Annotated in this window: 25 protein-coding genes and 2 pseudogenes; 15 read left to right on the top strand and 12 right to left on the bottom strand. The window is 41.8% G+C overall.

Annotated features, from left to right (window positions below):
- Positions 1-471 precede the first annotated feature (471 nt).
- The 14 genes from atpI to BO26_RS13900 all read left to right on the top strand — a co-directional run bounded on the left by atpI (position 472) and on the right by BO26_RS13900 (position 12,361).
- On the top strand, positions 472-849 hold the full coding sequence (gene atpI, locus BO26_RS13965) for a F0F1 ATP synthase subunit I (RefSeq protein ID WP_036772332.1): 378 nt from the start codon (positions 472-474) through the stop codon (positions 847-849).
- Positions 850-879: 30 nt separating this feature from the next.
- Positions 880-1,704, top strand: a complete 825-nt coding sequence (gene atpB, locus BO26_RS13960) for a F0F1 ATP synthase subunit A (protein ID WP_036772331.1) — start codon at positions 880-882, stop codon at positions 1,702-1,704.
- Between the two features lie 48 nt (positions 1,705-1,752).
- Entirely contained in the window at positions 1,753-1,992 is a 240-nt protein-coding gene (atpE, locus tag BO26_RS13955; RefSeq protein WP_000429386.1) for a F0F1 ATP synthase subunit C, read from the top strand.
- Between the two features lie 56 nt (positions 1,993-2,048).
- Positions 2,049-2,519, top strand: coding sequence for a F0F1 ATP synthase subunit B (atpF, locus tag BO26_RS13950; protein ID WP_036772328.1), 471 nt, complete (start codon positions 2,049-2,051; stop codon positions 2,517-2,519).
- A 12-nt stretch (positions 2,520-2,531) separates the two neighbouring features.
- On the top strand, positions 2,532-3,065 hold the full coding sequence (gene atpH, locus BO26_RS13945; RefSeq protein WP_036772327.1) for a F0F1 ATP synthase subunit delta: 534 nt from the start codon (positions 2,532-2,534) through the stop codon (positions 3,063-3,065).
- A gap of 14 nt (positions 3,066-3,079) precedes the next feature.
- Positions 3,080-4,621 (top strand): F0F1 ATP synthase subunit alpha, encoded by a 1,542-nt coding sequence (gene atpA, locus BO26_RS13940; RefSeq protein ID WP_036772325.1) that lies wholly within the window; start codon positions 3,080-3,082, stop codon positions 4,619-4,621.
- Between the two features lie 58 nt (positions 4,622-4,679).
- A complete protein-coding gene (gene atpG / locus BO26_RS13935) occupies positions 4,680-5,543 on the top strand; it encodes a F0F1 ATP synthase subunit gamma (protein WP_036772323.1) in 864 nt (287 codons plus the stop codon).
- Between the two features lie 34 nt (positions 5,544-5,577).
- Positions 5,578-6,960 carry a F0F1 ATP synthase subunit beta gene (gene atpD / locus BO26_RS13930; protein ID WP_012776231.1) on the top strand — a complete coding sequence of 461 codons (1,383 nt, stop codon included), beginning with the start codon at positions 5,578-5,580 and terminating at the stop codon, positions 6,958-6,960.
- Positions 6,961-6,981: 21 nt separating this feature from the next.
- Entirely contained in the window at positions 6,982-7,404 is a 423-nt protein-coding gene (locus tag BO26_RS13925) for a F0F1 ATP synthase subunit epsilon (RefSeq protein ID WP_036772321.1), read from the top strand.
- Positions 7,405-7,534: 130 nt separating this feature from the next.
- On the top strand, positions 7,535-8,905 hold the full coding sequence (gene glmU / locus BO26_RS13920) for a bifunctional UDP-N-acetylglucosamine diphosphorylase/glucosamine-1-phosphate N-acetyltransferase GlmU (RefSeq protein ID WP_036772319.1): 1,371 nt from the start codon (positions 7,535-7,537) through the stop codon (positions 8,903-8,905).
- Between the two features lie 109 nt (positions 8,906-9,014).
- Entirely contained in the window at positions 9,015-10,844 is a 1,830-nt protein-coding gene (glmS, locus tag BO26_RS13915; RefSeq protein ID WP_036772317.1) for a glutamine--fructose-6-phosphate transaminase (isomerizing), read from the top strand.
- A gap of 151 nt (positions 10,845-10,995) precedes the next feature.
- Positions 10,996-11,250 (top strand): type B 50S ribosomal protein L31, encoded by a 255-nt coding sequence (locus tag BO26_RS13910; protein ID WP_036772315.1) that lies wholly within the window; start codon positions 10,996-10,998, stop codon positions 11,248-11,250.
- Positions 11,251-11,267: 17 nt separating this feature from the next.
- Positions 11,268-11,408: a type B 50S ribosomal protein L36 gene (gene ykgO, locus BO26_RS13905; protein WP_036772312.1), complete on the top strand. Its 141-nt coding sequence runs from the start codon at positions 11,268-11,270 to the stop codon at positions 11,406-11,408.
- Positions 11,409-11,800: 392 nt separating this feature from the next.
- Complete coding sequence (locus tag BO26_RS13900) at positions 11,801-12,361, top strand: phage baseplate protein (RefSeq protein WP_036772311.1); 561 nt, start codon at positions 11,801-11,803, stop codon at positions 12,359-12,361.
- A gap of 97 nt (positions 12,362-12,458) precedes the next feature.
- Here the strand turns inward: BO26_RS13900 and BO26_RS13895 are convergent, their stop codons facing one another.
- The 11 genes and pseudogenes from BO26_RS13895 to BO26_RS23710 form a co-directional block, all read right to left on the bottom strand.
- The gene (locus BO26_RS13895; RefSeq protein ID WP_036772308.1) at positions 12,459-13,055 is read right to left on the bottom strand and encodes a tail fiber assembly protein; all 597 of its coding nucleotides are present in this window, start codon (positions 13,053-13,055) and stop codon (positions 12,459-12,461) included.
- Positions 13,055-13,354, bottom strand: a complete 300-nt coding sequence (locus tag BO26_RS23195; RefSeq protein WP_157835561.1) for a hypothetical protein — start codon at positions 13,352-13,354, stop codon at positions 13,055-13,057. The genes BO26_RS13895 and BO26_RS23195 overlap by 1 nt, the downstream gene beginning before the upstream one ends.
- Before the next feature lie 18 nt (positions 13,355-13,372).
- A pseudogene (locus BO26_RS23190) lies at positions 13,373-13,528 on the bottom strand (phage tail protein); the annotation flags it as partial.
- A gap of 25 nt (positions 13,529-13,553) precedes the next feature.
- Complete coding sequence (locus BO26_RS13885; protein ID WP_420864705.1) at positions 13,554-14,312, bottom strand: tail fiber protein; 759 nt, start codon at positions 14,310-14,312, stop codon at positions 13,554-13,556.
- Positions 14,301-14,681: pseudogene (locus BO26_RS24660) on the bottom strand (phage tail protein); the annotation flags it as partial. The gene BO26_RS13885 and the pseudogene BO26_RS24660, both read right to left, overlap by 12 nt.
- On the bottom strand, positions 14,678-15,295 hold the full coding sequence (locus BO26_RS13880) for a phage tail protein I (RefSeq protein WP_036769906.1): 618 nt from the start codon (positions 15,293-15,295) through the stop codon (positions 14,678-14,680). The gene BO26_RS13880 and the pseudogene BO26_RS24660, both read right to left, overlap by 4 nt.
- Positions 15,288-16,286 carry a baseplate J/gp47 family protein gene (locus tag BO26_RS13875; protein ID WP_172909988.1) on the bottom strand — a complete coding sequence of 333 codons (999 nt, stop codon included), beginning with the start codon at positions 16,284-16,286 and terminating at the stop codon, positions 15,288-15,290. The genes BO26_RS13880 and BO26_RS13875 overlap by 8 nt, the downstream gene beginning before the upstream one ends.
- 13 nt (positions 16,287-16,299) lie before the next feature.
- The gene (locus BO26_RS13870) at positions 16,300-16,641 is read right to left on the bottom strand and encodes a GPW/gp25 family protein (protein ID WP_036769912.1); all 342 of its coding nucleotides are present in this window, start codon (positions 16,639-16,641) and stop codon (positions 16,300-16,302) included.
- Entirely contained in the window at positions 16,641-17,444 is an 804-nt protein-coding gene (locus BO26_RS13865; RefSeq protein WP_036769916.1) for a phage baseplate assembly protein V, read from the bottom strand. Before BO26_RS13865 ends, BO26_RS13870 begins: the two co-directional genes overlap by 1 nt.
- 458 nt (positions 17,445-17,902) lie before the next feature.
- On the bottom strand, positions 17,903-18,145 hold the full coding sequence (locus BO26_RS13860) for a tail protein X (RefSeq protein ID WP_036769919.1): 243 nt from the start codon (positions 18,143-18,145) through the stop codon (positions 17,903-17,905).
- Between the two features lie 221 nt (positions 18,146-18,366).
- Positions 18,367-18,531: a hypothetical protein gene (locus tag BO26_RS23710; protein ID WP_165602848.1), complete on the bottom strand. Its 165-nt coding sequence runs from the start codon at positions 18,529-18,531 to the stop codon at positions 18,367-18,369.
- 396 nt (positions 18,532-18,927) lie between these two features.
- On the opposite strand from BO26_RS23710, the gene BO26_RS13855 reads away from it, so the two are divergent.
- The gene (locus tag BO26_RS13855; protein ID WP_036769921.1) at positions 18,928-19,545 is read left to right on the top strand and encodes a phage repressor protein CI; all 618 of its coding nucleotides are present in this window, start codon (positions 18,928-18,930) and stop codon (positions 19,543-19,545) included.
- Between the two features lie 100 nt (positions 19,546-19,645).
- Here BO26_RS13855 and BO26_RS13850 read toward each other — a convergent pair whose 3' ends face one another.
- Positions 19,646-20,218, bottom strand: a complete 573-nt coding sequence (locus BO26_RS13850) for a recombinase family protein (RefSeq protein WP_036769924.1) — start codon at positions 20,216-20,218, stop codon at positions 19,646-19,648.
- Positions 20,219-20,386: the final 168 nt, after the last annotated feature.

The following is a 20,386-nucleotide window of genomic DNA, read 5'->3' as shown; positions in this document are numbered from 1 at the left end:
TATAAAGATAATTGAGCCTTTAAAAAGCAGATAAAGCATTTTTTCATCAGATTCCCTTTTTTAAAACAGCTAAAAATCAGTTTGGTAATTTAAGTCAATAGTAGAATAACTCTATTTCCAATGGATAAAATTAACATATTGATTTAATTGGTAATATATTTTATTTTTATTTATGGTAAATGTTAAAAATAATTAATAAATTAGAATTTTATGTGATTTAAATCACATTTAAATTTAAAAATATGAAATTATTAAAAACAAAAAATAAGTACAATAATCAGCTTGTGATTTTGTGCCGAAGTAAAAAATTTAAATAATTGTTCACCTTTTCGCTACTTATGGATTGAATTCATTTTGGCTGCCCGTATAATTTGCACGTTTTTGTCACTTGACACTCTTAAGTAAAGGCAGTTTTATACAACATTCAGCAAAACCTGATATGCAAAGTGTGCAGGGGAGAAAACAAAAGTCATGTCTGTATCCCTTTACAACGGTAAAATTGCACTGAAGTTGCTGTTTTTGCAGTTAATGACTTTTGTTATTCTCAGTGCGGCTTTTTGTACCAAAAGTATAGAATGGGGCGCTTCTGCTTTTGCTGGTGGATTAGCATGTTGGTTACCAAATACCATCTTCATGCTATTTGCCAGTCTTCAGAAAGCAAAAGAAGAAGACGTTTCTGTGCGTGTTGCGTGGTCTTTCGCTATTGGTGAAGGATTGAAAGTTATTATTGCGATAGCAGTGCTGATTGTTGCTTTGGGGGTGTTTAAAGCGGCGTTTGTACCGCTAGGTTTGGCTTATTTAGTGGTGCTGATTGTGCAGATCATCGCATCAGCTGTGATAAACGGTTAGGTTTTCAACAACAAAAGGGTAAGAGGCATCATGTCTGCATCAGGAGAAGTTTCAACTGCAAGGGACTACATAGGCCACCACCTGAATAACCTTCAGTTGGACCTGCGTACCTTTGAGTTGGTCGATCCCAACTCTGGTGGTTCTGCAACGTTCTGGACGTTGAACATTGACTCGCTTTTTTTCTCAGTCGTATTAGGGATTTTATTTCTGTATGTATTCAGAAAGGTTGCGGTTAATGCCACCAGTGGCGTACCTGGCAAACTTCAGACTGCTATAGAATTGATCATGGGTTTTGTTGATAACAGCGTTCGTGATATGTATCACGGAAAGAGCAAAGTTATTGCCCCTCTGGCATTAACTGTGTTCGTGTGGGTGTTATTAATGAACGTAATGGACTTATTGCCAATCGATTTTCTTCCTTATATCGGTGAACATTTCTTCGGCTTACCTGCTCTGCGTGTTGTACCAACAGCAGATGTCAGTATTACCTTGTCGATGGCTATCGGTGTCTTTGTCCTCATCCTCTACTACAGCATTAAGATGAAAGGAATCAGTGGTTTTACAAAGGAGCTGACTTTACAGCCTTTTAATCACCCGCTGTTTATTCCGATTAACTTAATTCTGGAAGGGGTTAGCCTGCTTTCAAAACCGGTATCACTCGGTCTACGACTGTTTGGTAACATGTATGCGGGTGAATTGATCTTTATTCTTATAGCTGGTCTGTTACCGTGGTGGTCGCAGTGGTTACTCAGCCTACCTTGGGCTATTTTCCACATACTGATTATTACGTTACAAGCCTTTATTTTCATGGTTCTGACGATTGTTTATCTATCGATGGCATCTGAAGAACATTAATTTTTACCACAATAACTGTGTTTTAACTGAAACAAACTGGAGACTGTCATGGAAAACCTGAATATGGATCTGCTGTACATGGCTGCCGCTGTAATGATGGGTCTGGCGGCAATCGGTGCTGCGATCGGTATCGGCATCCTCGGAGGTAAATTTTTGGAAGGTGCTGCTCGTCAGCCGGATTTAATTCCTCTGTTGCGCACACAGTTCTTTATCGTTATGGGTCTGGTTGACGCCATTCCGATGATTGCTGTGGGCCTTGGCTTGTACGTAATGTTTGCTGTCGCGTAGTTTGTAGAAAAATTAGAAACTACGTCAACTCATTAATTTAAAAGAGGTATTGTGCTGTGAATATTAATGCAACAATCCTCGGCCAGGCCATTGCGTTTGTCCTGTTTGTTATGTTTTGTATGAAGTTTGTATGGCCACCAATTATGGCGGCCATTGAAAAGCGTCAAAAAGAAATTGCTGATGGTTTATCTTCTGCAGAACGTGCCAAAAAGGACCTAGACTTAGCGCAAGCTAATGCGACCGACCAAATGAAGAGAGCAAAAGCTGAAGCTCAGGTCATCATTGAACAGGCTAATAAACAAAAAGCCCAGATTCTTGATGATGCAAAAGTTGAAGCTGACCAGGAACGTAACCGAATCGTAGCGCAAGCTCGGGCAGAAATTGATGCCGAACGTAAGCGTGCTAGAGAGGAGTTACGTAAGCAGGTCGCTATGTTGGCTATCGCAGGTGCCGAGAAAATCATCGAACGTTCCGTGGATGAAGCTGCTAACAGCGACATCGTTGATAAACTGGTCGCTGAACTGTAAGGAGGGAGGGGCATGTCTGAATTCGCTACTGTAGCTCGCCCCTACGCCAAAGCAGCTTTTGACTTTGCTGTGGAAAAACAATCGCTTGAACAATGGCAGAATATGCTGGCGTTCACAGCTGAAGTGACTCGTAATGAGCAAGTTGGTGAACTGCTTTCCGGTTCATTGGCATCGGAAACGTTAGCCAATACTTTCATCGCAATTTGCGGTGAACAGGTCGATGAACATGCTCAGAACTTTATTCGTATAATGGCAGAAAACGGTCGCTTATTAGCATTACCGGAAGTTTTGCAGCAATTTATTCAATTGCGTGCGTCACTTGAATCAACAGTTGATGTTGAAGTAATTTCTGCTACCGAACTGAGTGAGCAACAGCTGGCTAAAATTTCTGCGGCGATGGAAAAACGTCTGTCACGCAAAGTTAAGCTGAATTGCAAAATTGATAAGTCTGTTATTGCTGGTGTGGTAGTCCGCGCCGGTGATTTGGTGATTGATGGCAGTATTCGTGGCCGTTTAGATCGCTTAACAGACGTCTTGCAGTCTTAAGGGGACTGGAGCATATGCAACTGAATTCCACCGAAATCAGCGAACTGATCAAGCAGCGCATTGCTCAGTTCAATGTAGTGAGTGAAGCTCACAATGAAGGTACGATTGTATCCGTTAACGACGGAATCATTCGTATTCACGGTTTAGCCGAAGTTATGCAGGGTGAAATGATCGCACTGCCTGGCAATCGTTATGCAATCGCATTGAACCTGGAGCGCGACTCCGTGGGTGCGGTTGTGATGGGCCCGTATGCTGACTTAGCAGAAGGCATGAAAGTTAAATGTACTGGCCGTATTCTTGAAGTACCTGTTGGTCGTGGTCTGCTTGGTCGTGTAGTAAACACTCTGGGCGAACCAATCGATGGTAAAGGTCCTGTTGAGCATGATGGTTTCTCTGCTGTTGAAATGATTGCTCCGGGCGTTATCGACCGTCAATCTGTTGATCAGCCGGTACAGACTGGTTATAAATCTGTTGATGCCATGATCCCAATTGGTCGTGGTCAACGTGAACTGATTATCGGTGACCGTCAGACAGGTAAAACCGCACTAGCTATTGACGCAATCATTAACCAGCGCGATTCAGGCGTTAAATGTGTTTATGTCGCTGTTGGTCAGAAAGCTTCTACTATTGCGAACGTAGTCCGTAAATTAGAAGAGCATGGTGCTCTTGCCAATACTATTGTGGTAGTTGCGACTGCTTCAGAATCTGCCGCATTGCAATATCTGGCACCATATTCTGGTTGCGCAATGGGCGAATTTTTCCGCGATCGCGGTGAAGATGCGCTGATTGTTTACGATGATTTATCTAAGCAAGCTGTTGCTTATCGTCAAATTTCTCTGCTGCTCCGTCGTCCACCAGGACGTGAAGCATTCCCTGGTGACGTTTTCTATTTGCACTCCCGTTTGCTGGAACGTGCTGCGCGTGTTAACGCTGAATATGTAGAAAAATTCACTAATGGCGAAGTGAAAGGTAAAACAGGTTCTCTGACAGCTCTGCCTATCATTGAGACTCAGGCAGGTGACGTGTCAGCATTCGTACCAACAAACGTTATTTCAATTACTGATGGTCAGATCTTCTTAGAATCCAGCCTGTTCAACGCAGGTATTCGTCCGGCAGTTAACCCTGGGATCTCTGTATCCCGTGTAGGTGGTGCTGCTCAGACTAAGATCGTGAAGAAATTGTCTGGTGGTATTCGTACTGCTTTGGCTCAGTATCGCGAACTGGCAGCATTTTCTCAGTTTGCTTCAGACCTTGATGACGCGACTCGCAAGCAGTTGGATCATGGTCAGAAAGTAACTGAATTGCTGAAACAGAAACAGTATGCTCCGATGTCTGTTGCACAACAGTCATTATCTCTGTTTTCTGCGGAACGTGGTTATCTGGAAGATATCGAAATCGCTAAGATTATTGATTTCGAGTCTGCGCTGCTTGCGTATGCCAGCCGTGAACATGCTGATCTTCTGAAAGAGATTGACCAGTCTGGTGGTTACAATGAAGAGATCGAGACGAAGCTGAAAGCTCTGCTCGATTCCTTCAAAGCAACTCAGTCCTGGTAACACTATTCGGCCCGGTTTAATTAAACATGGGCCGTCTGGTTAATGAGGAGAATCAGGAATGGCCGGCGCAAAAGAAATACGTACCAAGATCGCCAGCGTGCAAAACACGCAAAAAATTACTAAAGCGATGGAGATGGTTGCTGCGTCCAAAATGCGTAAAACGCAGGATCGCATGGCGGCCAGCCGTCCTTATGCAGAAACCATACGCAGTGTGATTGGTCACCTTGCGTTAGGTAATCTGGAATATAAACATCCATACCTTGAAGAGCGTGAAACTAAGCGTGTTGGGTATCTGGTTGTTTCTACCGATCGTGGCTTGTGCGGTGGTTTGAATACTAATTTGTTCAAAAAGCTGATGTTAGACATGAAAGGTTGGTCTGATAAAGGTGTTCAGTGTGATCTGGCGCTTATCGGCTCTAAGGCAGCTTCTTTCTTTGCATCTGTTGGGGGCAATATCGTTGCTCAGGTTACAGGCATGGGAGATAACCCTTCACTGTCCGAATTGATCGGGCCAGTTAATATCATGTTGCGAGCATACGATGAAGGACGTCTGGATAAATTGTATGTGGTGACAAACAAGTTCATCAATACAATGTCTCAGGAACCGACTATTACTCAGTTATTGCCTCTGCCTGCTGGGGATGATGAGACGCTGAAGAAAAAATCCTGGGACTATTTATATGAACCTGATCCTAAGGCGTTGCTGGATATACTGCTGCGTCGTTATGTAGAATCGCAGGTTTATCAGGGCGTCGTTGAAAACTTGGCTAGTGAACAGGCCGCAAGAATGGTGGCGATGAAAGCCGCGACTGATAATGGTGGCAGCCTGATCAAAGAGCTGCAGTTGGTTTATAACAAAGCTCGTCAGGCTAGCATAACTCAGGAATTGACCGAGATTGTCTCGGGAGCTTCAGCGGTTTAACAGCTAGGTTTACGAATTACGTAGAGGATTCAAGATGGCTACTGGAAAGATTATCCAGGTAATCGGCGCCGTGGTGGACGTCGAATTCCCTCAAGATGCAGTACCAAAAGTATACGATGCACTTGAGGTTCAAAACGGCGAAGCTAAGCTAGTGCTGGAAGTTCAGCAACAGCTAGGCGGCGGCGTTGTTCGTTGTATTGCAATGGGTACTTCTGATGGCTTAAGCCGTGGTTTAAGTGTGACTGATTTAAGTCACCCAATCGAAGTTCCTGTTGGTAAAGCTACACTGGGTCGTATCATGAACGTATTGGGTGAACCAATCGACATGAAGGGCGATATTGGCGAAGAAGAACGTTGGCCTATTCACCGTCCGGCTCCAAGCTATGAAGAGTTATCTAACTCTCAAGAATTGCTAGAAACGGGTATCAAGGTAATGGACCTGATTTGTCCATTTGCCAAGGGCGGTAAAGTTGGCCTGTTTGGTGGTGCGGGTGTAGGTAAAACCGTAAACATGATGGAGCTTATCCGCAACATTGCGATTGAGCACTCAGGTTACTCCGTATTTGCCGGTGTCGGTGAACGTACCCGTGAAGGTAACGACTTCTACCACGAAATGACAGATTCTAACGTACTGGATAAAGTATCTCTGGTATACGGTCAGATGAATGAGCCACCAGGAAACCGTCTGCGTGTTGCGCTGACAGGCTTGACAATGGCTGAAAAATTCCGTGATGAAGGCCGTGATGTTCTGTTATTCGTTGATAACATCTATCGTTATACCTTAGCAGGAACAGAAGTGTCTGCACTGCTGGGCCGTATGCCATCAGCGGTAGGTTATCAGCCAACGCTGGCGGAAGAAATGGGTGTTCTGCAAGAACGTATTACTTCCACCAAAACCGGTTCTATCACTTCCGTACAGGCTGTTTACGTACCTGCGGATGACTTGACTGACCCATCCCCAGCGACGACTTTCGCCCACTTGGACGCAACCGTAGTATTGAGCCGTCAAATCGCTTCTTTGGGTATTTACCCTGCGGTTGATCCGTTGGATTCTACCAGCCGTCAGCTTGATCCGTTGGTTGTTGGTCAAGAGCACTATAATGTTGCTCGTGGCGTTCAGTCTATTCTGCAACGTTATCAGGAACTGAAAGATATTATTGCTATTCTGGGTATGGATGAACTGTCAGAGGACGATAAACTGGTAGTTGCGCGAGCTCGTAAAATTCAGCGCTTCCTGTCTCAGCCATTCTTCGTGGCAGAAGTCTTTACTGGTTCACCAGGTAAGTTTGTTTCTCTAAAAGATACTATCCGTGGCTTTAAAGGCATCTTAGAAGGTGACTATGACCACTTGCCAGAACAAGCATTCTACATGGTAGGTACCATCGAAGAAGCTGTGGAAAAAGCGAAGAAACTTTAATACGGCTGACCGGAGGTTGACATGGCTGCAATGACTTACCATCTGAATGTTGTCAGTGCTGAAAGCCGGATGTTTGATGGCTTAGTACAGAAAATTCAGGTGACAGGTAGTGAAGGTGAGCTGGGGATTTACCCAGGACACGCACCACTACTTACTGCCATAAAACCTGGCATGGTACGTATTGTTAAGCAGTTCGGTGAAGAAGAGGTAATTTACCTTTCTGGTGGTATCCTTGAGGTACAACCGAACGGCGTTATCGTACTCGCTGATACTGCGATCCGTGGTAAAGATTTGGATGAAGCTAAGGCGTTGGAATCTAAGCGTAAAGCTGAAGAACACATCCGAAATTCTCACGGTGATGTTGACTATGCTCAGGCATCAGCTGAATTGTCTAAAGCGATTGCAAAACTTCGTGTAATCGAGTTGACAAAAAAGGCAATGTAATACAGGCGGTTAAAGAAAAGAAGCCAGTTGGTGTAAGCTAACTGGCTTTTTTGTATTGCGAAATATGTAGTAATTTATCTTGCAAACAGGTTTACTTTTTTTATCTTAAATTGGAGTTATCAGGTTTCTTATGTCTAACAGTGCAAAAAGTGTTGTTATCCTTGCTGCGGGTAAAGGAACCCGTATGTATTCTGATCTCCCTAAAGTTCTACATTTGCTGGCAGGTAAGCCTATGGTCCAGCATGTGATTGATACTGCAATGGCATTGGGTGCTAAAAATGTTCATTTGGTTTATGGGCATGGTGGTGATCTGATGAAGCAGACCCTTTCTGAGCAAAAATTGAATTGGGTATTACAAGAGGAACAGTTAGGAACTGGTCACGCAATGCTGCGGGCAGCGCCACATTTTACTGATGATGAAGATATTCTGATGTTGTATGGCGATGTACCTCTTATTGGTACAGATACCCTTGAGCGTCTGTTGGCTGCTAAACCTGAAGGTGGTATTGGTTTACTGACAGCAATTCTGGATAATCCAACAGGTTATGGTCGTATTATTCGTGAAAATGGGGACGTGACTGGAATCATTGAGCAAAAAGACGCAACTGAAGAGCAGCGTAAAATCAATGAAATTAACACAGGTATTTTGGTTACTAATGGTGGTGATTTAAAACGTTGGTTATCCCAATTGGATAATAATAATGCTCAGGGTGAATATTACATTACTGATGTGATTGCTTTGGCTCATAAAGAAGGCTGCAAAATTGAAGCAGTACATCCAAGACGTTTGAGTGAAATGGAAGGTGTGAATAATCGCCTACAACTTTCCGCTCTTGAACGTATTTATCAATCTGAGCAGGCAGAAAAATTATTGTTGGCCGGTGTTATGCTGCTAGACCCTACCCGTTTTGATTTACGTGGCACGTTGACTCATGGCCGTGATGTGGTTATCGATACTAATGTCATTATCGAAGGCAGTGTAATTCTCGGAAATAATGTGCAGATTGGCACAGGTTGCGTGTTGAAGAACTGCATTATCGGTGATGATTCTATTCTTAGTCCATATACAGTCATTGCAGATTCTGAAATGGGGGTTGGTTGTACTGTTGGACCGTTTGCCCGTTTGCGTCCCGGCTCTAAACTTGCTGAAAAAGCCCATGTAGGGAATTTCGTTGAAATGAAGAAATCTTATCTGGGTAAAGGTTCTAAGGCGGGACATCTGACTTATCTTGGTGATGCTGATATTGGTAGTAATGTAAACATTGGTGCAGGTACTATTACCTGTAATTACGATGGCGTTAATAAATTCAAAACTATTATTGGTGATGGCGTTTTTGTTGGTTCTGATACCCAACTTGTTGCTCCAGTGACAATTGCTAACGGCGCTACAATTGGTGCAGGGACAACAGTGACAAAAAATGTTGCTGAAGATGAACTGGTAGTAAGCAGAACTAAGCAAACACATATTCAGGGTTGGAAACGCCCTGTTAAGAAAAAATAAAATAATAATCCCCACTCTACAGGCTCGGGGACCGGCTAAAGCTGGAAAACAATCAGGTTCGTGACATTATAAAGGGCTTTCATCGGCCCTGTTTTTAGGAATAAAACTGATGTGTGGAATTGTTGGTGCAGTAGCACAACGAGATATTGCAGAAATCCTGATTGAAGGACTTCGCCGTTTGGAATACCGTGGTTATGATTCCGCTGGGTTGGCGATTATTGATAACGAAAAGAATATGCTCCGCCTACGTGAAGTAGGTAAGGTACAAATGCTAGCTGATGAGGTTGATAAACAGCCAGTCCTTGGAGGGACAGGTATTGCTCATACCCGTTGGGCTACACATGGTGAACCGAACGAGAAGAATGCTCATCCGCATATTTCCGATTATATTGCTGTTGTTCACAACGGCATTATTGAAAACTATGAAGAATTGCGGATTCAATTAATTGAGCGTGGTTATTCATTTGTATCGGATACTGACACAGAAGTTATTGCTCACCTTGTTCATTGGGAGCAAAAACAGAGTGGTACCTTGCTGGAGGCTGTCCGGCGTGTTATTCCCCAACTTCGTGGTGCTTATGGCGCAGTTATCATGGATAGCCGTGATCCCGGAGCAGTAATCGCTGCAAGATCGGGCAGTCCTTTGGTTATTGGTTTGGGGGTAGGGGAAAACTTCCTTGCGTCTGATCAATTGGCGCTGTTACCTGTTACCCGTCGTTTTATCTTCCTTGAAGAAGGTGATATTGCTGAAGTAACTCGTCGTACCGTGCGTATTTTTAATATTCACGGCGAGCCAATTGAACGGGAACAGATTGAATCTAACATTCAGTATGATGCTGGTGACAAAGGTATTTATCGTCACTATATGCAAAAAGAGATCTATGAACAACCAATGGCAATTAAAAGTACTTTGGAAAAGCGCTTAGATCATGGACGAGTAGATCTATCTGAACTTGGCCCTAATGCAGCTGAATTATTATCCAAAGTAGAACATATTCAGATTGTTGCCTGTGGTACATCCTATAACGCAGGTATGGTTTCCCGTTATTGGTTTGAAGCATTGGCGGGTATTCCTTGTGATGTAGAAATTGCCTCTGAATTTCGTTACCGCAAATCAGCGCACCGTCCGGGAAGCTTACTCATTACATTGTCTCAATCAGGTGAAACCGCAGATACATTGGCAGCCTTACGTTTATCTAAAGAACTTGGATATCTCACATCGTTGACAGTCTGTAACGTAGAGGGTTCTTCTTTAGTACGTGAATCTGATTTTGCTCTGATGACTAAAGCTGGTGCGGAAATTGGGGTTGCTTCAACTAAAGCGTTCACGACCCAACTGACTGTATTGCTGATGCTGGTGGCTTATCTTGGACGTTTAAAAGGTGTTGATCCAGAGCAGGAACAAGAAATTGTTCATGCATTACATGCACTGCCAAGCCGCATCGAAAGTATGCTGTCGAAGGATAAAATTATCGAAGCGTTGGCGGAAGATTTTTCTGATAAACACCATGCATTATTTCTTGGTCGCGGTGATCAGTACCCGATTGCGGTTGAAGGGGCTCTGAAATTAAAAGAGATTTCTTATATTCATGCCGAGGCTTATGCGGCAGGTGAACTGAAACATGGCCCATTGGCACTGATTGATGCAGACATGCCTGTTATCATTGTGGCTCCAAACAATGAGTTATTGGAAAAATTGAAATCCAATATCGAAGAAGTGCGTGCTCGTGGTGGGTTACTGTATGTATTTGCTGATCAAGATGCTGGTTTTACAGACAGCGAAGGAATGAAGATCATCCCATTACCGCATGTTGAAGAATTGATTGCACCAATATTTTATACCGTGCCGTTGCAATTGCTCTCTTATCATGTTGCGCTGATTAAAGGAACTGATGTTGATCAGCCTCGTAATTTGGCTAAATCAGTGACCGTAGAATAGTCGTTTTATAAGTAAGAAATTGAAAAAAAGCCTCTGTACATTAAAAGTGCAGGGGCTTTTTTTGGTCTGAGGAAATTTTTCACTATTTTCTTGCTGATCAAAACGAATCACGATATTGTTATGATATAACATTTCAATTTAGGCAGAAGATATGAAACCAAGTATTCACCCAAGCTACCGAGTAGTCGTATTTCACGATACCAGTGTTAATGCCTACTTTACAGTTGGTTCCACTATTCGTACTGAGCGGACAATTACCTTGAATGGAGAAGAGTATCCGTATGTGATTGTTGATGTATCATCGGAATCACATCCTTTCTATACAGGTAAGCAGAAAACTTTATCTCAGGAGGGTAGCACAGCGCGATTCCAGAAAAAATTTGGGCGTTTTATTGGCAATCAATAAATTGAGGGATCGTAAAAATGCAGGTATTAAGTTCACTTAAAACAGCAAAAACTCGCCATCCGGATTGCAAAATTATAAGTCGTCGTGGCCGGTTGTATGTTATTTGTAAATCTAATCCACGCTTTAAAGCAGTTCAGGGGAAGAAAAAGAAACGTTGATATCTTAGTGCTAATGTGGAGCTCGTAGCTTATAACTGCGAGTTTCTTGCCATTTTTTCGGATTGTATGTCTAACTATTTAGAAAATAGTTAGCATGAGATTTATTTGGGAAGAAAATTACATGACTTAGGTAGATAAGCTGTATTTTTTGTAAAGTAAAACTTCATGAGATATTGATTGCACGGTACAAAATTAAACGTTTGGTTGGCTGCTATTGCTACAGATTTTTCCATCAAAAGTAGTTCGATATTTGTGCTTTTTAATGTGTTTTATTGTAAATCACCGTTCTGGTCATTTGTTGACACCCGAATATAGCTAATTTTTCCCACATGTAACCCTGCCGAGTGCCAATAAGAGACTATTCTTTCGGATATTTCACAGCATAGTGAGTTTTGAAAAATCTTGGTTTGGTGGAATCCATTATTAACACATTATATCCTGTAGGAATTGCGGTTTGGTTTGCTCAAAATAAAAACCCAAATACACTGTTTCCAGGTACTACATGGAAATATATTGATGAAAATAAAACAGTTCGATTGGCTAGTGCTAATGGCGCTGATATTTTGTCAACGGGTGGTAACGATCTGATAACTCTGACAGTGGCGCAAATGCCAGCACATAATCATATATTTTCAGGAATGACAGATATATTTGATTATGGTACTCGAACCACCAATACCACTGGAGAGCATAAACATGATAGCGGATGGGGTGAATCTGGAAATGGGCGTTATGGCTATTATGACGATTCTAAAAATAATATTGGGTCAGCGAAGACAGATTTTGACAACTACAAGTTCAATACCAGCACTGATGGCGCTCATGCCCATACGGTATCAATAGGGCCACATAGCCATACAATTTCGGGCAATACAGGAAGCACGGGGGCTAACGCTGCGATTTCAATTACTAACTCATATGTAAAATTGATGGGATGGTATAGAAGTTCATGAAGGCCCTACAGCCTTATTCTTTACTTCAGCTGATCAGCCATTTCTACCATTGAGAAAAGACCGGAGAGCAAGATAGTACCCGGTCTTGACAATTTTATCATTCTGGTACTTGTGGCCAATTAATATTTGGAGCTATTGAAATATCAACACGACTCAGTAATACCACATACTTTTTCCAGGCAAGCAATAATGCTTTCTCTGCGTCTGAAGCCATCTCAGTCTCAACAGCATATTGCAATGAAGTCATAGCCTCATTAGCGTGTTGGCGAAGAGTGGCTCGTTGTAGTTCTGCTTGTTCAATCTGACTGTCCTTTTGAGCTTCAATATCCGTTACCCATTTTTCACCATCCCATTTATCAAAATCGGTGGCGGGTTGTTTAAATGTCAGTATTTCTGGTAATTCACCTAGTTCAATAATTTCCTGCTGTTTCCCAGTTTGTGTGTTGTAAGCTATTTTTCCGCGATAATCTGGCACAATCAACCAGTTGGTTAAATCAGATGAACGGCAGACGACATAACCCTCTTGGGTATCAGGTGGCGCGTCTGTGCAGGAATTGGCGGGAAGACCAATACCAACGGAAAGATGTTCATCAGTACTGTTTAGATATTCCAGCGTAATCGCATCGTAATTAAACACAACGATACTTCCGGTACTGATAGCAATATTATTTTTATCCAGTACAGCCTTATTCATCAGGCAATCCTCACAATGTAATTAAATGCTACGTTTCGCGGACGTGTTTTTGTTCCTGTTGAAGCAAGAATCGCATCGTCCACATAACCGGAACCACCACTTCCAATCCCGGTAGCGATACCCAATCCACGGCCATCAAATCCGTAGTTAGCATCTTTGGTGATACTATTGAGAATATAGCTCGGTGTACTCAAACCATCAGCTCCAGCACTTGAGTTAGACCACATCCGACCAAGCCTATGATTATGTCGAGCAATATCAGCCAATTGATTGGAAAGTAGATATCGACCAACGTCCACCCCACGTCCATCATCCTAGCCACGGATAAATTCACCACGTAAATCGGGCAATCTACCACTAGGATAAACTTCTGCTAATTTCGGATATAAAGATTTATCAGAGATTGCTCCATTACATTTTACCCATCCATTTGATGGTATGTTAGTCGGCCAGGGAAGAGGTATTCCCACCGGGTTTCTTCAAGTACAGATGTACTCATTACGCAGCTCTCACAATATAATTAAATGCTACGTTGCGTGGCCTTGATACCCCTATGTAACCTGCATTGGTAGTCCAGGTTGTTGCAGAACCTACAGATCTAGCTCTTAGTGGAATATCTTTATCTTTAGGAGTATCCCACTGTAACTTTAGGCGCTCATTGAGCGAGAAATTAACAACATTATCCGCAGGCTGACCAGCAATTTCCTGTAGTAAATAAGAACCTTCCTGCCATGTCAGTAATGAACGTGATAGATCTACCCCACGCCCAGCATCCCAGCCACGGATAAATTCACCACGCAAATCGGGTAAATTACCACCAGGATAAGCCTTGGCTAACTCCGGAAATTTCGACTTATCAAAGGCTGCACCATTACACTGAACCCATCCTTCTGGCGGTGTTTCAGTCGGCCAAGGAAGCGGCACACCAACCGGAATCAGCTTTTCCAATAAACCAAGGTTTTTCACAAAAGCATTTTTGTCTGGGATATCTGCACCGTTTTGGTTTTTTGCCAATTTACTATTAGCATTATCATAAGCTGCTTTTACTGCTTTGGGTGTTGCCGCTGTGGTTTCATCATTACTGTTAATTGCACTATTGAGTTTTGTAAAACCTTTCTCTGTCAACGTAGCATCTGGGTGATTGCGGCTCTTTTCATGTTTCAGAATAGAACTATCTACATATTCACGCGTTGCCAGAACTATGGAAGGATCAATTTTCAGTGTTACTGAATCAGTATTGCTGACAATTAAGATCATTCTGACAGTTTGTGTTCTACCCGAACCTTCCTGCAATTGTGGTTTATAGGTTTCCGGGCAATTTGCCACCGCAATCAAGTTACCTTCACTGTCAAACAGACCAATTTCACGCATCCACCAACCTCCCTCACCTTCAGGGATAATCTGTTCGGCAATAATTTGGTTAGTGTTTACTGGGTCAACACTCAATGTATTAATTGCGGCCCGACGTTTTTCATTGACTAGCTGTGTCTGATTAACATCGGGATCAGGTAATTTACCGCCACCATCACCAACAGCCATGTGAGTAATATCAACTTTCGTTCCCAAAGCAGCAGCATTTGCCAACTTCGCTGCTCCCAGTTTGGTTAAAATTGCAAAGTATTTCATGGTGAAACCCTCAATGTATCGGTATCGATCAAATGAATTGCAGCCCCTAAAGGAGCATTATCGCTAGTTGTGATGACGTCAGGGAGATATTGGTAAACAGTGAGGTCATCTCCAGTATAACTCGTCGCAGCGCAATAAAATTCGCCCTTAACATCCAGATTGATTGACAAACCTATCAGATGACGACTAACAGGCTTGGCATCAGAAATTAGCCGTTCCAGCTCTAAAAAAGTTTCTTCGGTAATGCCGTTTTCCTGCACCCCTATCGCTAATCGGAATGTGCCTGGTGTTTCGTTGTTCTCCCACCATTCTTTTATTTGAATGAGATAGCCTAGCGGTTCTACCACACGACGGACGGCACCAATGGTTCCCTTATGTTTATGCAGAAACATCGAGTTTTTTATAACTTCCCGCTTAGTACTCACCGACCAGTTTTCATCCCAACGATCAACCGACCACGCCCATGCGAGATAGGGTAAAAACTCTGGAGGGCAAGTGTCAGGATTCCAGAGTTTACGGAGTCGTCGTACTTCTATGTTTTGCAGTTGCGAACATGCTTTAGCAGCAGCCAACTCCAAAACGGTAGAACCTGTTGGTAACAGGCGGTCATTCATCATAACCTCCCACTATTGGATCTGGCTTAGAGCAATCAGAAGTTTGAATTTTACTCAGCTCTAATTTTTTACCAGTGCAGTAAGGAGCTTGATCTTTACACAGAATTATATCCTTCGTCGGAGCTTTCAATTCCACCTGTTTCACCCCAGTTACATGCAGTGCGGCATAGATGGCGGATAACCGAATATCTTTCCCTAACTTATGTTGGTCTAGCACGTACTTATCCATATTTTCTTGAGCTAATTTACGGATAGGCTCAGACTCAGGTGTCGGCTCAAGATAGAGCACAGCATCAATCTGATATTCTATTATTTTGGCTGGTTGCACTTTTACCCGATCAGCAACCGGTCTGACATCTTCGTCATTAAGTGCTATAACCACTTTATCCAGTAAGTCTTGTGAAGGTATACCGTTATGTGTTTCATCTTCCTTATCGTCCTTATCTTTTTCCCATATCCATTTCTGTGACAAAATAGTGACGGTTACATTAGCCGGTGATGGACTGATGACAGAAACATCCGCAACAGTTTGATATTCACCTTTACCTTTTCCGTCACCTTTATTGACACTAATACCTTCATTAACTTTAAGGGCATGATATTCATATGCACCTATCGGCCCTGCAACACTTAGTCCTTCGAAGGCTCTCTGGATACGGTTACGGAAGGTGCTATCAGGCTCCATAACGGCCCGAGTCACGTTATAGTTCGCACCTAATTGGTCTAAATCTCCATTGGTTGCATAGGCCAGCATCACTGCACGAGCCGCTTCATTTACCCGCTGACGCAATATCAATTCTCTGTAAGCATTTTCTTCCAGCAACTTAACCAGAGGTTCGGATTCCAGCTCTAGTGTTCGAGTAATAGCATCTCGTTGTTCTTCAGGATAAAGAGATATTAATTTGGCTTTACGCTCAGCCAATAGTCTTTCATAATCCAGTGGCTCTACTACATCAGGTGGTGGCAGTTGGCTTAGATCTACCAAGTCAATAGTCGGCATTGTTTTACCTCACAGGGATGGATAGAGAAAACACCCCGGGAGACAGCTGATAATGACCGGATATATCTATTGTCATTTTGCCGTCTTGTTGGGTATTTATGGTGATAGCTGTCAGATTAATTCGTGGTTCCCAGCGGCTGATAGCTGTATAACTGGCAGCCATAACTTGCAGACGTAGAGCCGCGTTTTGTGGCCAGTCAATTAATTCGGGTAGCAGAGAACCATAAGTGCGACGTTCTAAACGGCTACCTACGGGGGTTAGTAAGATATCGCTGACAGACTGGCGTACATGTTCCAAATCTGTCAGGCTACGACCGGTTTGCCGGTTCATTCCAAGATACATCATTATACTGGACCTCCTGTTGTCGCACCGCCTGCCATGACGCCGGAGTGTTGGTGAGAATGTAAGGTCACACCATTAGAACTGAGTTTTCCGCCTGTGTTTTCAACATCACCTTCTAGTTTGGTTTTTGCTTTTACAGTAAGCTCTGGTGTTTTCAGTTCAATGCTTTTGGCCACCTCAGCAGCGACTGTCAGTGCTTTCATATCAATTTGCAGTGTTTTCGTTTCGACTTTGTTGACTGATGTCAGTTCGATTGCGTTGATAGCCTCCAATTTGATTGAGTCGAGTGCCTTGAGTGAGATACTCGTTGCTTCAAGTGTTATAGAACTTGCAGCCTGCACCTTAGCAGTCTTAATACCTATTACGTTTAAGGCGCCGAATTTCGGCTCATACTCCATTACAGCCCCATCGGGGAAAGCAATATGAACAGCTTGTTCAGAACGAGGCGGTGATGCCAGAGATTGATCAGAATAAATGGCCGGTAATCCACCATCAGGAAAATCAATATGGTCAGTTTCTGTAGGGAGAGTCGATGGCTCTGGAAATTGATTAGAATAAACAGCCGGTAATACAAAGGATGTGGTCAATTCACCGCCAACAGATAATAGCAAAACTTGCTCACCACGGCTGGGAGCCCACCAAGTACGGGAATTACCCGCTCGCATTGTCAACCAAGGTCTCCAGTCAGTTTCGAGATTACCTGTCGCAATTCGACACATTCCTCGCTGAGTATCTACCTCGGTAACAACACCAGTTCTGATCAGGTTACGTAATAAGCGCAGAAGCTCTGTTAGTTGTGTATCCATATTCGGAAAAATGCCATGTTAGGTAGTTATGGGTTTATGTTTGGAAGAATGACATTAAAGGTAGCGATAGACATTAAAGGCGAATTGTAGGAAAGGTCAGACAAATTTCTTAGAAAAATAAAACTATAACAATATGAATTAAAAAGCCTTTCCCTTAGAGAGAAAGGCTTTTTAATAATCTGTAGATAGTTTTCTTGTCAACACTTAACGCAATAATCTAAGGAATTCTAATGTTGTACTGTCTAATCGTATGCTGGATATAAGATACTACAGGTAAGTTGTACAGATAATTCCTGCTCGAATGTCGAAAACAAGCAATTACACAATTTAAATTACAGTCTCGTAGATTAAGCCATACTTTTGGCAACGCTGGTAAAAATAGAGTGATAACCCTTTGAAAAAAATCAAACTAACACCACCATTAATGGTATGGCTGTCTTCACGTCCATTCGTTACCTTTAATCCCAGAGTTGCAGAATAGGTTTTGTTGCAGTTGGCATAATTTCAGGCATTTCAACTTCAGTGCCATGTGGCAGGATTACGCTATATTCAGATTCGGACAATTCCGGAAATTTTTTAAATATCAATTCAACCAATCCTGGATTAGCTTCTAAAACACGTTCAGTCATACCCTGAGTTCGGCCATAGTGGCGCCAGCACAAGGCATCAACAGTATCATTTTGCTGTGCAATTATTTTCATTAAGTACTCTCTATTACAAGAAATATTGTTAAATTAGAGTACCATGGTGTGCTAATAAAAGAGGGAAAACAATGAAACAACATTGTTAGAGCCATAGTACAAATGAAAAGCAAGAAGCCACTTTTCAGTGGCTAATTTTTCAATGCAATCATAACCAACTTAGAAACCATAGATTATTTATCATACAAAAATCCCACGTGCGTACTGTTTATTTGTCGCATTTATTCTTCACGTGTTTCGTGATAATTAATGAGTTGTTTCGTAAGTGGAGTTGATAATTCTGCAATCCAAGTCAAAGCTAGCTCTTTATCCTCAACATGATTACATTCACAGCTTGTTGCCATTCTGGCAATAAAATTAATACGTTGCGCTATTACTGATTCCATAAGAAAGTCCACTGACAAACTTACCCCCGTATAACATAACTGTATATAAGGACAGTACACGTTGATTAGACAAAATTAAAGGGATTTTTTATCTTTTTTAAGAACTATATTTGATAGTGTTAATATATTAATTATTGTTTTTATTGAAATAATTAATGATTAAAAAGGTTTCTTTCCTATCACAATTCGTTGTAATTAATAAGTTTTTTTTATTTTATTGCTTAGAAGATTTTTTCTCTTTATTTAGATTGTATAGTTTCACAAAGTATATAGATTGAAATTTAGATGCCTATGATGCAATATCCTTCATTGGATCTAATAAATTTATTTGGAATCACAATAGCTCTTAATTAGAGAGCTTTGTAGAGATGGCAAACTCACGAAACTATACTTTTGATGAAAAAAAATGTAACTGAGATAAAAATGGGTGCAGATAGTGGAGGAAAACAAGCTATCGAACGCCTTGTTAGTGCATATGGGTTTAAATCACGTCAGGCACTAAGCGACCATTTAGGTGTGTCCAAAAGCACAATGGCAAACCGGTATTTAAGAGATAGCTTTCCCGCAGATTGGGTTATTCAATGCAACCTTGAAACCAATGCTTCATTGTTATGGTTAAGCACAGGACAAGGAGACATGTTTCCTGATGGAGAAAAGAAAAAGGAATCATTAGAAAGCATTATCACTCCGACAATACAACGGGTTAAATTGGTTGGTGGAAAGTTGAACTCTGACAACCCTGTGACTTTAGATAATCAACTTATTGCCAGAGAAATAAAAAAACCTCTTATTGTAGATAACAATAACACTTGGTATTTGCTAGATACAGCAGAACCTGATATTCAGGATGGTTTATGGTTAATTGATATTGAAGGGATGCATAGCATTAAAAAGATCACAAAAATTCCGGTCGGTAAAATTAGGGTATGTGATAATGATGTGGCCTTTGATTGTGCAATTGATGAAATTAACTTCATTGGTCGAATTTACCTGATGATTTCTAAGTACCGATAATTTTTTCTATTGTTGATAAATTAATTTTTTCAGATGTGTAAATCCATGCTTGATGGCAATCTGTTATCTAAGTAAACGTTAGTTAGCTGAACCTAAAATATTAAGTTGATCGGTAATCTGTTTTATTTACAGGAAAATATTTATATATCGTGGATAACGATGTGTTGTAGATCAATGATAATTGTTTCCGCGAGTGGCCTTTAGCCAGCAATCTTGCGGCTTGTTGCTGTTCAGCAAATGAGAATGATACAGGTCTGCCACCTATTCTTCCCTGAGCACGAGCAGCTATTAATCCTGCATTTGTCCTTTCAACTATCAATTCTCGTTCCATCTCAGCCAGTGCACTCATAACATGAAAGAAAAATCGTCCCATAGAGGTGCTGGTATCAATACTATCAGTCAGGCTTTGAAAATGAACACCACGTTCACTTAAATCAGAAATTAAAGTAACCATATTTTTTACGCTACGTCCCAGTCTATCTAGTTTCCAAACAACTAAAGTATCTCCTTTTTTAAGCTGCTTTAAAGCTCGTTTTAAACCTGGTCTATTGGCTGTTTTTCCACTGATTTTATCCTCAAAGATCCGCTCACAATTTATACTTATAAGAGCGTTTCGCTGTAAATCACTGTTTTGGTCATTTGTTGACACCCTGATATAGCCAATCTTTGCCATGTTTGATCCTGTTTAATACCAATATGAGACTATTATTGTAGAAATTATCACGGATTAGAGAATTTTAAAAAACCTTGGTTTATTGGAAACAGTAAATTTAGCGAAAAATGCAGTACCTAATAGCAGGAAAGTGAACGGAAAGGTGTTGGCTGGGGATATCAATATTAC

The sequence above is a fragment of the Photorhabdus australis DSM 17609 genome (genome assembly GCF_000711895.1).
Taxonomy (GTDB): domain Bacteria; phylum Pseudomonadota; class Gammaproteobacteria; order Enterobacterales; family Enterobacteriaceae; genus Photorhabdus; species Photorhabdus australis.
This window is presented reverse-complemented; position numbering and strand designations above follow the sequence as displayed.